10 protein-coding genes and 1 pseudogene are annotated in these 13916 nt (G+C 62.8%); 4 read left to right on the top strand and 7 right to left on the bottom strand.

The window, feature by feature from the left end; translation table 11 throughout:
- The first annotated feature begins 330 nt into the window (after positions 1-330).
- Positions 331-1443, top strand: a complete 1113-nt coding sequence (locus QP164_RS04205; protein ID WP_333922250.1) for an alkene reductase — start codon at positions 331-333, stop codon at positions 1441-1443.
- A gap of 213 nt (positions 1444-1656) precedes the next feature.
- Here QP164_RS04205 and QP164_RS04200 read toward each other — a convergent pair whose 3' ends face one another.
- Positions 1657-4131: a PAS domain-containing protein gene (locus tag QP164_RS04200; RefSeq protein WP_333924178.1), complete on the bottom strand. Its 2475-nt coding sequence runs from the start codon at positions 4129-4131 to the stop codon at positions 1657-1659.
- A 617-nt stretch (positions 4132-4748) separates the two neighbouring features.
- Positions 4749-6365, bottom strand: a complete 1617-nt coding sequence (locus QP164_RS04195; protein WP_333922249.1) for a M28 family peptidase — start codon at positions 6363-6365, stop codon at positions 4749-4751.
- A 270-nt stretch (positions 6366-6635) separates the two neighbouring features.
- Between QP164_RS04195 and QP164_RS04190 the strand changes: the two genes are divergently transcribed.
- Both QP164_RS04190 and QP164_RS04185 read left to right on the top strand, forming a co-directional pair.
- Positions 6636-7742 (top strand): helix-turn-helix transcriptional regulator, encoded by a 1107-nt coding sequence (locus QP164_RS04190; RefSeq protein ID WP_333922248.1) that lies wholly within the window; start codon positions 6636-6638, stop codon positions 7740-7742.
- A gap of 333 nt (positions 7743-8075) precedes the next feature.
- A complete protein-coding gene (locus QP164_RS04185) occupies positions 8076-8462 on the top strand; it encodes a hypothetical protein (protein WP_132896565.1) in 387 nt (128 codons plus the stop codon).
- Between the two features lie 258 nt (positions 8463-8720).
- Here QP164_RS04185 and QP164_RS04180 read toward each other — a convergent pair whose 3' ends face one another.
- Together QP164_RS04180 and QP164_RS04175 are read right to left on the bottom strand one after the other, a co-directional pair.
- The gene (locus QP164_RS04180) at positions 8721-9176 is read right to left on the bottom strand and encodes a phosphate-starvation-inducible protein PsiE (protein WP_277982828.1); all 456 of its coding nucleotides are present in this window, start codon (positions 9174-9176) and stop codon (positions 8721-8723) included.
- An 84-nt stretch (positions 9177-9260) separates the two neighbouring features.
- Positions 9261-9815 (bottom strand): fasciclin domain-containing protein, encoded by a 555-nt coding sequence (locus QP164_RS04175; protein ID WP_333922247.1) that lies wholly within the window; start codon positions 9813-9815, stop codon positions 9261-9263.
- 473 nt (positions 9816-10288) lie between these two features.
- Between QP164_RS04175 and crtI the strand changes: the two genes are divergently transcribed.
- On the top strand, positions 10289-11953 hold the full coding sequence (gene crtI / locus QP164_RS04170; RefSeq protein WP_333922246.1) for a phytoene desaturase family protein: 1665 nt from the start codon (positions 10289-10291) through the stop codon (positions 11951-11953).
- A gap of 84 nt (positions 11954-12037) precedes the next feature.
- Here crtI and QP164_RS04165 read toward each other — a convergent pair whose 3' ends face one another.
- From QP164_RS04165 to QP164_RS04155, 3 genes and pseudogenes are all read right to left on the bottom strand, one after another.
- Positions 12038-12463 carry a fasciclin domain-containing protein gene (locus QP164_RS04165; RefSeq protein WP_332756231.1) on the bottom strand — a complete coding sequence of 142 codons (426 nt, stop codon included), beginning with the start codon at positions 12461-12463 and terminating at the stop codon, positions 12038-12040.
- 391 nt (positions 12464-12854) lie between these two features.
- A complete protein-coding gene (locus tag QP164_RS04160; RefSeq protein WP_333922245.1) occupies positions 12855-13676 on the bottom strand; it encodes a phospholipase domain-containing protein in 822 nt (273 codons plus the stop codon).
- A gap of 12 nt (positions 13677-13688) precedes the next feature.
- Positions 13689-13823, bottom strand: a pseudogene (locus QP164_RS04155) (alkaline phosphatase family protein); the annotation flags it as partial.
- Between the last annotated feature and the right edge of the window lie 93 nt (positions 13824-13916).

The following is a 13916-nucleotide window of genomic DNA, read 5'->3' as shown; positions in this document are numbered from 1 at the left end:
CAACCAAGTGGTAGATAGACCTTGACGCGTTGGACGCAAGCCCATATTTAGCCAGTTACCGATCACTTGGTAGAGGTCCGCACATGCAGCGCCGCTTGAAGAACGGGATGTGCATGCCGACGCGTTCTGGCAGCGCTTACAACGCCGCCTGACGTTCCTCGCCGCCTACGCCAACCGAAGCAGCGGTGTACCGGAACTCGACAACCGTCGCTAACCTGCACGCTGCCCGAAACTTCGACCGTCTCGGCGTCGCGTCGGAATCAAGTAGCCGCCCGCGCGTTACAGCCTCGCCCCGCCCGAATTCTCTCTATTTCTACGGAAGATACCGCCATGTCCGATCAGCTTGCCAGCCCCGTCCTGCAACCCGTCACGATCGGTGACCTGCACCTGCAAAACCGTATCGTCATGGCGCCGCTCACGCGCAGCCGCTCGAACGAGGAGGGCATACCGCCCGCGTTCGCCGCCGACTATTATGCGCAGCGCGCGGATGCCGGCCTCATCATCACCGAGGCAACGAACATCTCAGCGCAGGCGCGTGGCTACGCGCTGACGCCCGGCATCTGGTCCGATGCGCAGGTCGCAGCGTGGAAGCCGATCGTCGCGGCGGTCCACCGGCGTGGTGGCAAGATCTTCCTTCAGTTGTGGCACACGGGCCGCATCTCGCACCCCGATCTGCACGGCGGTGCGCTTCCGGTGGCGCCGTCCGCGATTGCGCCGGAAGGGCAGGCCTTCACCAATGACGGCCTGAAGGATTTCGTCACGCCGCGTGCGCTCGAAACGGACGAGATCCCCGCGATCGTCGAGGACTATCGGCATGCCGCCGAACAGGCGAAGACCGCCGGTTTCGATGGCGTCGAGGTCCACGCCGCGAACAACTATCTGCTCGAGCAATTCATCCGCGACAGCACCAACCAGCGCACCGACGACTATGGCGGCTCGATCGAGAACCGCCTGCGTTTTCCGCTCGACGTGGTCCGTGCCGTGATCGAGGTCTGGGGCGCCAATCGGGTCGGCATCCGCATCTCGCCGGCGACGACCGAACCTGGCAAGACCCCGCTCGATAGCCAGGTCGGCCGTACGTTCGACACATTCGTCGACGCGCTGTCCGAGATCGGGCTGCTCTATATCCACGAAATCGAAGGCGTGACCCAGCAGACGCGCGACGTGCCGGACGGTGTCGACTTCCAGGAACTGCGCAAGCGCTTCTCCGGCGCCTACATCGCCAACAACCAGTATACGCTCGATCTTGCCGAGCAAACGCTGGCGGACGGCAACGCCGATCTGTTCAGTTTCGGCCGGCCCTTCCTTGCCAATCCCGATCTCGTCGAGCGGCTGCGCACGGGCGCCCCGCTGGCCGAAGCGCCGAAGGACTATTGGTATGGCGGCGGCTCGGTCGGCTACTCAGACTGGCCCGGCATGAACGGGAAGATCGAGCTTGCGTAACACGGCGCCACAAAGCGCATGATGTGACCCTGGGACGAGGACGGGCGGCAATTACCCTGCTCTCGTCCCATCGGTCGCAAGCCTTGCACGACCTACATTGAGACCGAGTTCGATCCGTACTTTCCGGAAGATGACGTACGCTAATTTGATCTGGTCGCACTGGCGCCAACCAAAGCCCGACCAGAGACAGTCAGCCGGACAGCGACAGTCGCCCTATCTCGCCAACATCGTGGCGACCTTCGACGACAGCGCTTCCAGCGTGAACGGCTTCGTCAGCAATTCCATGCCTGGTTCCAGATGGCCGTTCCCCACGGCCGCATTCTCGGCAAACCCGGTGATGAACAACACCTTCAAACCCGGCCTCAGCCGTCGTGCTTCGTCGGCAACCTGACGGCCGTTCATACCGTTCGGCAACCCGACATCGGTAATCAGCAAGTCGATCCTCGCCCCGGACTGCAGCACCTTGATGCCAGCCGCACCGTCGCCCGCGCCGATAACGGTGTAACCAAGATCGTCCAGGACCTCGTCGATCAGGTGCCGGATGGTCGCCTCATCGTCGACGACCAATATCGTCTGCCCGTTTCCACCATCGACCAGCGCGCTAGTCTGGGTGTCGATGTCGAGCAGCGCATCACCGTGATGCCGCGGCAGGTATATGCACACCGTCGTGCCCTCGCCGATCTCCGAGTAGATGCGTACCTGGCCGCCGGACTGCCGCGCGAAACCGTAGATCATCGAAAGGCCGAGTCCGGTGCCCTGGCCGATCGGCTTGGTGGTAAAGAAGGGCTCGAACGCGCGCTCGATCGTCTCCGCGCTCATGCCGGTGCCGGTATCGGTCACGCACAGCGAGATATACTGGCCCGGCGGCAGATCACGTTCGCGGCTGGTGCGATCGTCGATCCACTTGTTGGCGGTCTCGATCGTGAGCTTGCCACCGTCGGGCATCGCGTCGCGTCCGTTGATGCACAGGTTCAAGATCGCATTCTCGAGCTGGCCCGCATCGATCTCGGCGGTCCATAGCCCGACTGCGCCGACAATCTCGATATAGGTCGTCGCGCCAACCGTACGCTGGAGCATTTCCTCAAGGCCGAAGATCAGCTTGTTCACATCGGTCGGCTTCGGATCGAGCGTCTGCCTGCGCGAGAAGGCGAGCAGCCGCTGCGTCAGCGACGCGGCCCGTCGCCCTGCACCCTGAGCCGCGTTGACGAACCGGTCCAGGTCGTCGTGCCGCCCGCGCGCGACACGCAACTGCAACAGCTCGAGGTTGCCCATCATCCCGGTCAACAGGTTGTTGAAGTCGTGCGCCAGCCCGCCGGTCAGCTGTCCAACCGCCTCCATCTTCTGCGCTTGGCGCAGCGCCTCCTGAGTCTCGGCGAGCTCGGCGTCCGCGCGAAGCCTGACCGATATGTCCCGGGCGTAGTGAAACGCGCCTATCACGGTCCCCGCTGCGTCGCGCAGTGGTGAATAGGAGACCTCCCAGCAGGGCTTGGCGAGATCGGGATCCCCGAATTCCTGGCTTACCGTATAGCTTTCACCGGCCAAAGCGCGCGCCATGAAACGGCGTATGATCGGCGCCTGATCGTCTGAAAACAGGTCGGGAAAGACCTCTCCAATCTGAACGCGATGGCCGTAGATCCGGTAGAAGTCGTCGCTGTGCGCCTGGTTGAACGCGATGAGCCGATAGTCGGTGTCGAACGCGCAGATCGGATCGACGCTGGCCTCGATGATGTCCTGCGACAGCTGGAGCTGCGCCGTCCGGCTGGCCACCTCCTGCTCCAGCCGCTCGTTCAGGCTCCGCAGCGCGTCCTCGGCGCGACGACGGGCGGAAATGTCGTTGAACAGGATCGCGATGCGCCCGTCATCGGCGCTGCCGACCCGGAACGCGTAGACGTCGAACCATCGGCCTAGAACGTCCGAGCCTTGCTCGAAACGGATTGGATCGCCGGTGCGCGCGACGCGTCCGTATGTCTCGTACCAATGCTCCTCCAGATCGGGGACGGCTTGGCGCAACCAATGTCCGCGGATGGCTTCGGGGAACCCGGTTTGTCGATAGAATGCCGGGTTTGCATCCGTGATGCGGTAATCGACCAATCCCGCCGAATTATGCTGCACGACCTCGGCCAGGCAGAAGCCGGATTCGATGGATTCGAACAATGTCCGGTAGCGCGCCTCGCTCTCCTGCGCCGCCGCATATTGCCGTTCGCGCTCGCGATCGGCTCTTCGCAGGTCCAGTTGCGCCATGACCTGACGCGACAGAACGCGTAGCGTCTCCAGTTGAAGCGCAGTCAGATCGCGCGGGCGGTAGTCGAGCACGCATAACGTGCCGATCGGTACGCCTTCCGCCGTTTTCAGAACGGCGCCCGCGTAGAACCGGATATGCGGCTCACCGACGACCAGAGGATTGCGATCGAAGCGACTGTCCTGCCTGGTGTCCGGCACCAGCAGGAACTCTTCCTCCAGAATCGCCTTCGCGCAGAACGAGCTGTCATAGGGCGTCTCGCGTACGCCGAGACCTGTTTCCGCCTTGAAGAACTGACGCTCGTCACCGATCAGGTTCACGACCGCGATGGGCGTGTCGCACAGCTTTGCGGCCAGCTCGGCGAGCTCGTCGAACGAGGGCTCGCGCGGTGTATCCAGAACCTCATAGCAGGCCAGTGCGGCAAGCCGCTGGGCACCGCGCACATCCATCTCACTCACGCCAGCCATCCCGGTTCAGTACACTACACGCTTTGGCATATCCGTGATGGTGACTCGAGGACACAAATTTAGTGTTCAACCGCTGACCGATGCGTAGGCTGTTGCCCTTCCTTGCCTGTCTGATGCTCGTCCTGACCGCCTGGGTAGGATCCGTCACCGACAAGCACACTACGCGCATGCGGAGCGCGTTCCAATCGATCCTGAAGCGGCATCGGATAGACACTACCTACTTCAACGAGGGCATATGATGTCCGCGCTGCACGGCGCTCGTCGCATGGGTTTGCGCGTGGCCGATTAGAGACCGTGAAACGGTTATGGCGTCGGACTGAAGGACAGCACGCGAGGCGCATGGGTGAGGATGATGCCCATCTCCTGACCGGTTCGTCAACGAGTGGGAACTGGCCACCGAGCCGATCAGTCCTGCTCGGTGACGCGAAAATGTAAATCATGGCTTGCTGTCGATGCTGTCGTCGAACCAGCCCTTAGAGGTAGTTCTCGGCCCGAGCATAGACTGGCAATACCTAGTACCGGAATTAAACGCTACTTTCCGCGCTTCCTCCTGCCAATTATACGGCGCAGGCAAACGTGGCCGCAAGAAGCCCCCATAATCAAGGCTGTCGGGCTGCCTGCGACTTTGCGCGTTCCGCTGCAAACGGCTCGACCGCGGACCAGGTAGGCCAACTACGTCCCGTGGCGATCTCGCGACCAAGCTCATAGGCAACGCTGCCCTCCTGCGCGGCCCCCGTCATGTCCCAGCGGGGATCGAATTCGTCGCAAGTCTGATGATAGCATGCCGCGTTGTAGCGCGCTCGCTCCCGCTCGCCGGCAACGAGACCACCATTGACGAGATCGCGGCCCGCACGGAAATACACGCCGGGCACGCCCTTCTGTGCCAAGGCGTAGTGATCAGACCGGTAGTACCAGCCTGCCTCGGTGTTCTCCTCAGGCACGATCTTGAGCCCTTGCGCAGCAGCGACGCGCGCTAGGTCGGTTTCCAGCGGCGTCCTGCCGACACCGATCAGCTCGAGATCACGCGTCCGGCCCAAGACGACATGCGGATCGAGATTAAACTGCGCCGCCGTGATTGCGAGCGTCAGCGCAGGGTGTTCGGCATACCAGCTTGCGCCGAGCAGCCCCTTCTCTTCTGCCGTCCACAGGGCGAACACTACCGAGCGCCGGGGTCGCTTCGCACTCACGAAGGTGCGGGCGATTTCCAACAGCGTCGCGGTCCCAGTACCATTGTCGATTGCGCCATTGCGGATGCGGTCCGCGGGCGGATCGAACGCGTTCTCGCCATACGCATCCCAGTGCGCGCCGTAGAGCACACTGCCGGCGGCTGGATCCGTGCCGGGCAGGATACCGACGATGTTGTGGCTGACGACACGGTCAAGAGAGACAGTCGTCGACGCGGTGAGATACGCGCCTTTGAGTTCGACTGCCCCAAAGTCGGCCTTCTGCGCGGCGAGCTTTGCGGCGGCATAGTCGAGACCACCCTGTTTGAGCAGCGCGATGCCGATGTCATTGCGCAGGGTTCCGCGCAAACCGAATGCAGCCGGCACGCTGCCGGTGTCGAGCGCATATCCCGGGACGGCATCGCCCTTTGCAAGTTGAAGCCATGGGTAACTCGACGGGAACGTGTCGTGGATCTGGAAGAACGCGGCAGCACCGCGTTTCTGCGCCTCAGCAAGCTTTGTGCGTACCGCGGGGGATGAGGCCCGGCCGCCGAAGCCGAGATCGCGCCCCGCCTCGACATCCGGATCGCCCGCGAGCGCCACGACCACCTTACCGCGCACATCCACGCCGCGATACGGATCATAGCCGAGGCGCGGTTCGACAACGCCATAGCCAACGAAGACGATGGCTGCGTGGTCCAACCCGGCGGTACCGACGATCCGGGAACTCGCCGCGACGTCGGTGCCGGGTGTAAGCGCCCGCTTGGCGCCCCCCAGATCAAGCGTGAAACTGGCACGATCGCGGGTCCAACGGAGCATCGGTACCGTCTGGCGATATCCCTCATCCCCGCCCGGCTTCAGACCAAGCTGCTTGAACCGAGCATCAAGGAACGCGAGCGTTACCGTTTCACCGGCCTGCGTCGGTCCGCGGCCATGGAAATCATCCGCGCTGAGCGTGCGGACATCGGCCTTGATCCGAGCGGCGGACAGAATCGGTGGAGCCGGATCGGTCGCAGCGGTGAGGAGGAGGACCAGGGGAAGCAAGCGTTTCATTACAACAGGATGACCGCGAACCGGCATTGACACAAGCGCGATACGACAATCGATCGGACTGCATTACCACGCCGCTCGTTCGGCACATGAACTTCGCAAGGTATGCAATTATGGACTACACCAAACTCGGTACCACCGGCCTCGACGTATCGCGGTCGTGTCTCGGCAAGCGCGGAATGCCGCCGGAACGGGTTGGTACCCAGTCAGAGTACTAGAGCGGTACCAGACGCCATGGTTGGTACTTTCTCCCTAGGCGTTACCATGGCCGGCATGAAGACAGACAAGATCGACGACAGCATGCGGGCCGCGATCTTGCGCCTGACGACAGGTGAGCGGGAGTGCTTGAAGCGTTGTCTGGATCATCAGACGGCCAAGGAGATGGCGCTGGATCTGGGCGTCTCTCCTCACGCTGTCGAAAAGCGCCTTAAGATGGCGCGAGCCAAGCTGGGCGTGTCGTCCTCGCTTGAGGCGGCAAAGCTGGTGGCAGCAGCCGACGAGTCCAACCGCTTGGTACCCCAAGCGTCCGGCCTTTCCGGAACCGGCACGATCGTTGAGGAGGTTCCCGCCGCCATTCCGCACCCGCCGATCACGCGGGGTGAGCAGCGCCCCTCCACCTACGTGATTTCAGGAGCGATCCTTATGATCTTAGTCGCGGCAGCCGCCCTCATCGTCTGGCTCCAGGCCTCTGGCCCTGGCGGCCAACAGGCATTTCCACCCGCCGTCGCCAATGCGGCGCCGGCAACGTCAGCGACCGCAGCGCCAATACCAGGCACCGAAGCTGTGCTGCGGCAGCTTGTCGCCGGTCTCGCGAGCGGCTCACCTAATTACGAAAAACTTTCGCCTGGGTTCGCTGAGGTCGTTCGCCGCGACCTGCCCATGACCCACCCCATGTTCAAGGCCCTCGGCGAGCTCAAATCTGTGACGTTTCGCTCACGCGGCATGAAGAACGATGACATCTACAACCTTGTCTTCACCAACGGTGAGGTACTGATGTCGGCCGCGCTCGATGCCGAGGGCAGAATGGCGGGCGGCATACTGCAACCAGGCAACCGCATTCCTTCCTCGGCGGCGCCATCACCTGGCACTGAAGCTGCAGTAAGGCGCCTTGTCGCTGGTCTGGCGAGCGGCTCCCCGGACTATGACAAGCTTGCCCCGAAATTCGGCGATCTAGTGCGCAGTGATATGCCGATGTCACAACCCATGTTCAAATCCATGGGCGAGTTGAAGTCGATCACGTATCGGGGGAAGGGCAGAATGGGGGACGACGTCTACAATCTGGTTTTCGCCAACGGTGGAGTATTGATGTCTGCTTTCCTCGATGCGAACGGACGAATGGCCGGAGGGTTCATCGCTCCGCCGAGCACACCGCTTCCCTGATCCTGCAAAGTTGCGGCCGGAAAGAGGCCTCCATGACGCAAATGTTCACGTGTCGGGAGCGAGGTGACGTCTTACAACTGCCTCGTGACCTCGCTCAATCGCCTGAGACAGGGGACCCTTGAGTGAGCGCTGCCACGGTTTTGGATGCGAGAAAGCGGCCGTTTTTCCTGTGCAGCGCCGACCCATTTTCCGTCATTGAGCCTTTAGGTAATTTAGGTGATCAGCTGAGGTTGTTCGAGATACCTCACTCTGCACAAGGCATCCAACAAAAACTGTCGTGTTTGTCGAAGGCCTCACCTACAGACCGTCAGGCTTACGCAAGGAAACCTAGTGATGAGGCGCTGGATCACATTTGGAACCGTGGTGCTTGGGGTGGCGCTAGTTGCTTGCCTTGCCATTATGCTGCCGAATTCCGCAGTGGGAAAGGGCGAGAACGGGACCTTTGTCAACGACTACTGCGGAACGATCACGCTTACCGATGGCGAGATGTTACTGAACGGCCAGCGCAAGATCCGCTATACCGTAGCCCAAGACGCGGATGGGCCGTACATACTGCCACAGGTATATGTTGGCGCCGTTCCGGACATCGGGTTCGACGTAGACGGTACCCGCTCAATCTTGAAGCTTCGCCTCGACCGGCTCCCGGCACCGACCAGAATCGTCCTCCACGAAGGTCTTACGCCCTATGTCTTCACTCGACATGCACCGAGCCTCCGTTAGTTGCGGTCTCGAGGCCCCCCATGGCGTGGTGAGGGAACCACTCCAATGGTCTCGCCATGAAAATTCTTCCTGACCTGCCTTCGAATTCGACAAATCGGCGGTCGGCCCTACCATCTTCTGGCAGACCATAAATGTCCGTCGCTAGCCGGCCAGACGCGCTGCGCCGTTTTCGTCCTTCACGTGGCGTGAGCGGCTAAGGCCGCTCAACAACCCGCCCTCGTCCCTAGCCATGAAACGCCGCCCCATCCATCGCTCGATTTAACCCGTCGATCGACTGAGGCGCGTCATCGCCATCGCCGCCACCGCAAGCAGCAGGATCGCGCTCGCCTCGAACACGATATTTTCGGGCGCCATGTCCTTGCTTTGCAGCACGATGAGCCGCGCCAGCGCGGTGATCGCGATGAATATCGGATAGATGAAGGTCGCGCCCTTGCCGGTGTAGAACACATTCACCATGCCGATCACCTCGGTGTAGAGAAACATCAGAAGGATATCGGCGAGATTGATCGAGCGGGTCTGGTAGATTTGATAGATCTCGGTCGCGGCACCGCAGATCGTCATCAGCGCCACGAGCAGGAGTAAGATGCGTTCGACGGCACGAAAGCCGATCGACGCGACAGTGTGCTCGGTTTCGCCCACGGCCGGCTTGAAGGACCGATCGGCGACTATGTCCTCCTTCGAGGCGTCGGCCTGATGTTCGCCGAAAGACTTCATGCAAGGCCCTATGCAACGCGTATTGTGACCACTGCCGGGGGCAGAGAGGACGTGGCGCCGGACACGCCGGCGCCACGATTTGCGTCACGGCATGAGCACCGTGTCCACCACGTGGACCACACCGTTCGACTGCATCACGTCTGCCGTCGTCACGGTCGACTTGCCGCCCTTGGCGTCGGTCAGCACGATCTTGCCGTTCGTGACGCGCGCCGTGAGCGCCTCGCCCTGCACGGTGGTGAGCGTCGCCTTGCCGCCCCCGGCCTTGATCGCGGCCAGCGCATCCTTCGCGGTGATCTTCCCCGGCACCACGTGGTAGGTCAGAATACCCGTAAGCTGGGCCTTGTTCTCGGGCTTGAGGAGCGTCGTCACCGTGCCGGCGGGCAGCTTCGAAAAGGCTGCGTTCGTCGGTGCGAACACCGTGAACGGGCCTGGGCCGGATAGCGTCTCAACGAGACCGGCGGCCTTCACCGCGGCGACCAGCGTCGTCAGGTTGCTGGCGGCGGAGGCATTCTGGACGATGGTTTTGCTGGCATACATGGCGGCGCCGCCAACCTTCGGGTTAGCGGCGACCGCAATAACCGGCACCGCAACCGACAGTGCGAGGCAGACGCCCAATGTGCGCGCGATCCGTGATGTCATCTTGGTTCTCCTAGCATCATACACTCCCGTCTGCCGGCCACCGACAAGCGTTCGGGATCCTGAAACGACGGGCCTGAAGGGGAGTCACAGCGCCTTTTCGGGGCGCGAAATCACTCACCATCAGCCCGTCTGCGGTCTCGGCACTAGGCGTTCGCCAGGCAATACGGACCAAAGGACGGGTCCCACCTACCCCGATCGGCAATGCGATCCCCGATACGCTGCCGTGCGATCATATCCTCTCGTCGAGCGACGCGACGCTGGCCGGCACGGGATACGGCCCAAAGTCCGTATCGTGACACGATTGACGAGAGCGTAGCGAAACTCACCCGCGGGTCTGCCCCCACCAGCACCGATCGGGCGTTGCAGCCGTTCGCCCCTGTCGCGGTGCCGCATCCGCGGTTATCGCGCGGGATCGAACGACCGCTCGTAGAGTGCCGCAGATCCTCTACCGACTCCCAGGAAAGATGACCGTCATGACCCGCCAGCGCGCTATCGTAATCGGATCGGGGATCGGCGGCATCGCCTGCGCGATCCGCCTGCAGAGCCTCGGCTTCGAGACGCAGGTCGTCGAGCAGCTCGGCGATGTCGGCGGCCGCGCCTATGTCCGCCGCGTCGATGGCTTCGTCTTCGATATGGGGCCGACCGTGCTGACCGTCCCGCATTTCATCGAGGAGCTGTTCTCGCTGGAGCGCGACGCAGCGATGCTCGATGAACCCGATTTTCCGCCATCGGTGCTCGCGGAAGGTAGCCGCATCGTATCGGGCGCCAGCGGCGGCCCCAACACGCAGCGTTATGTCGACATCGTGCCGATCCTGCCGTTCTACCGGATCTATTTCGACGACGGCAGCTTCTTCGATTACGACGCCGATCCGGTCAATGTCCGCGCGCAGATCGCGCGGTTGGCCCCTGAGGATCTCGAGGGCTACGAACGCTTCCACGAGGCCGCACGCGCGATCTTCGAGCGCGGCTTCCTCGAGCTCGGCTATACCTATTTCGGCTCGCTGGGCTCGATGGTCGGCGTCCTTCCCGACCTGTTGAAGCTCGGCGCGATCCAGCCGCTGTTCTCGCTGATCTCGAAATATTTCAAGAGCGACAAGATGCGGCAGGTGTTCAGCTTCGAACCGCTGCTGATCGGCGGCAACCCGCTGAAAGTGCCGGCAATCTATGCGATGATCCATTTCGTCGAAAAGACCTGGGGCGTGCATTTCGCGGTCGGCGGCACCGGTGCGCTGGTCGCGGCGATGGTCCGCAAGTTCGAGGAACTCGGCGGAACGGTGCGACTGAACGCAAAGGTCGATCGGATCGAGGTCGAGAAGCGCGGTCGCAAGCGCGTCGCGACCGGCGTGACGCTGGCGAACGGCGAGACGCTGGCGGCGGATCTGGTCGTCTCGAACGCGGACTATGCGACCACCTATCTGAAGCTCGTCGACAAGGCGCACCGGCGGATCAATCGCGACGCGCTGGTCAAGTTCCGCAAGCAGAGCATGTCGCTGATGGTGATCTATTTCGGGTACCGGATGCAGGACGGCGACCCCGACCTGCGGCACCACAACATCATTCTCGGCCCGCGCTACGAGGAGCTTCTGACCGACATCTTCGAGCGCAAGATCCTCGCCGATGACTTCTCGCAATATCTCCACATCCCGACGATTACCGACCCCAGCCTCGCGCCGGCGGGGCACCACGCGGCGTACACGCTGATCCCGGTCCCCAACAACCAGAGCGATATCGACTGGGATGCGGTCGGCGAAGGCTTTGCCGACACGGTGCTGACCTTCCTCGACGAACGCGGTTACATTCCCGGCCTGCGTGAGCGGATCGTCCATCGCAGCTTCGTGACGCCGGACTATTTCGAGGAGGTGCTGGGGTCGCATCTCGGCAATGGCTTCGGGGTCGAGCCACGGATGACGCAGACCGCGTTCTTCCGCCCGCACAACCGCAGCGAGGATGTCACGAACCTGTATCTTGTCGGTCAGGGGACGCAGCCCGGCGGCGGCACGCCCTCGGTGATGATGTCCGCCAAGATGACCGCGCGCGAAATCGCGCGCGACTTCGCGATCGATCCGCGGATCGTCGGCGGCGTGCCGGCGGGGATTGGAGATGACCGAGCGCTGGCGATGGGGCTGGCCGAGGTCTGAACGCACCGACGATCGTAACCGTCCCGCACGTCTTTAACCGGTGGCACCGGGACGTTGCTGCCCCGGTGCCGGATTGTGGAGGTCTCAGCCGGTCGGCAGCAGCACCTTGTCGATCACGTGGATCACACCGTTGGTGCAGGCGATGTCGGCGGTCACCACCTTGGCGCCATTGACGGTCACGCCGTCGGTGCCATCGACATGGACCGTCGCGCCGCCGGCGGTTGCCGGGTCGAGCACCTTGCCGCTCACGTCCGCCGCCATTACCGTGCCGGGCAGCACGTGAAGCAGGAGGATTTCGGTCAGCTTGGCCTTGTTCTCGGGCTTGACCAGATCGTCGACGGTGCCGGCCGGCAGCGCGGCGAATGCGTCGTCCGACGGTGCGAAGACGGTGAATGGCCCCTCGCCCTTCAGCGTGTCGACCAGCCCCGCCGCGCCAACCGCGGCGACCAGCGTCGTGAACGAACCCGCAGCGACGGCGGTATCGACAATATCATGCTTGGTATCGGTCATCTTGTTCGTCCTGAATCAGAGCAAATTAGTGCGTTTGCCAAGGTTCAACCGGCGCCACGATCCGCCGCGGCCACCGTTCGAGGTCGAAGATCAGAAGTCGTTGCGCCGTGTCATCCGGCGCACCCCTCATTCCACCCGGCCATGCGATGCGCGATATGACCTTTCGGTCGTATGGAAATCGGCGTCGTCATGCCACGTGCCAATCCACCTCCGGAAAAGCGCTGCGGCTTTTCCAACAGGTCCGGGATGTCGGCAGCGCTGCCGTAGGCATCCGAAAGCTTTTCCAGCCAGGGTCACCAAGTCCGATCGCAACCCAGCCTAAGCGACGTATCCGATGTCCGCAAAACCCGGTTGCGGAATGCACGGTCTTGTCGAGACTAATTGACGAGGGTCAGACCCGCGGAACCATCACGAACGGATCGCTACACGTAATTCGGCCGGGGGCGTCGATGCGCCCTGATACCCGCCTTAGATAGTTGGGGACTTTCGCTGCACCGATCGTGATGTCGTACCACCCATGGCTCTTGCTTAGCGGCCAGCTACGCTGGGCCTCGGTCAGCGGCGTCACCAGGGTCGACGCGCCGATGCGTTCGGTCCGCGCGATCAGCTCGGACGTGCGGTGCCCGGCGGGAAGAAGCAATGTCATCTCGGTCCTGGTTGCGCGCCAGACCAGCTCGGACAACGGTGCGGGATCGTCCCTGTGCCCCATGAAGTGTCGGTGAAACCCGTTCGGACCGAGCACCCAGAGATCGTAGCGGCCTTCGTGATCGAACGGCCAGCGCCCATCCAATGCGCGTCCGGGCTCGACCGTGAAGCGGCGCGGCGTCTGGGTCAGGTTGATCCGATCATAGACGTGGAACACCGCAGCCTGCGTGCCGTCCGCCGCGAAGCGAAGCGTGATCGCGCCATCGGCGATGGTCTCGCCGACGGTCAACGCATAGGGTAACGGGCGGGCACGACGGATCCCGGGTTCCTGCCATGGAGGTGATGAACCGGCCGGCGCCTGCGGGCTTACCTGCTTGGGGATCGCAGCAGCCCGCGCGGCGTCGGTACGCGGATCGGGCATGGCGGCGAACGGCGCAGGATCTGCGGCGGTGAAGTCGAACGCGGAGGTCAGGTCACCGCAGACCGCGCGGCGCCAGGGCGTGATATTGGGCTCGTGAAAATCGAACCGCTTTTCGAGGAAGCGGATTACCGAGGTGTGATCGAACACCTGCGAATTGACCCACCCGCCGCGGCTCCACGGCGAGACAACGTACATCGGCACGCGCGGCCCAAGTCCGTAGGGACGACCGCGATAGGCGGCGAGGTCGATCGCCGCATCGCCCTTGCTCGGTTCCGTGTGATAGCTGCCGGCCAGATCGACCGTCGAGCCACCAAGTAGCGTGCCGTCAGCCGAACGCGATGGCGGCGCAGGGGCGGGACGTGATCGAAGAAGCCGTCATTCTCGTCG

Source organism: Sphingomonas sp. LR59, from assembly GCF_036855945.1.
Lineage (GTDB): Bacteria > Pseudomonadota > Alphaproteobacteria > Sphingomonadales > Sphingomonadaceae > Sphingomonas.
This window is presented reverse-complemented; position numbering and strand designations above follow the sequence as displayed.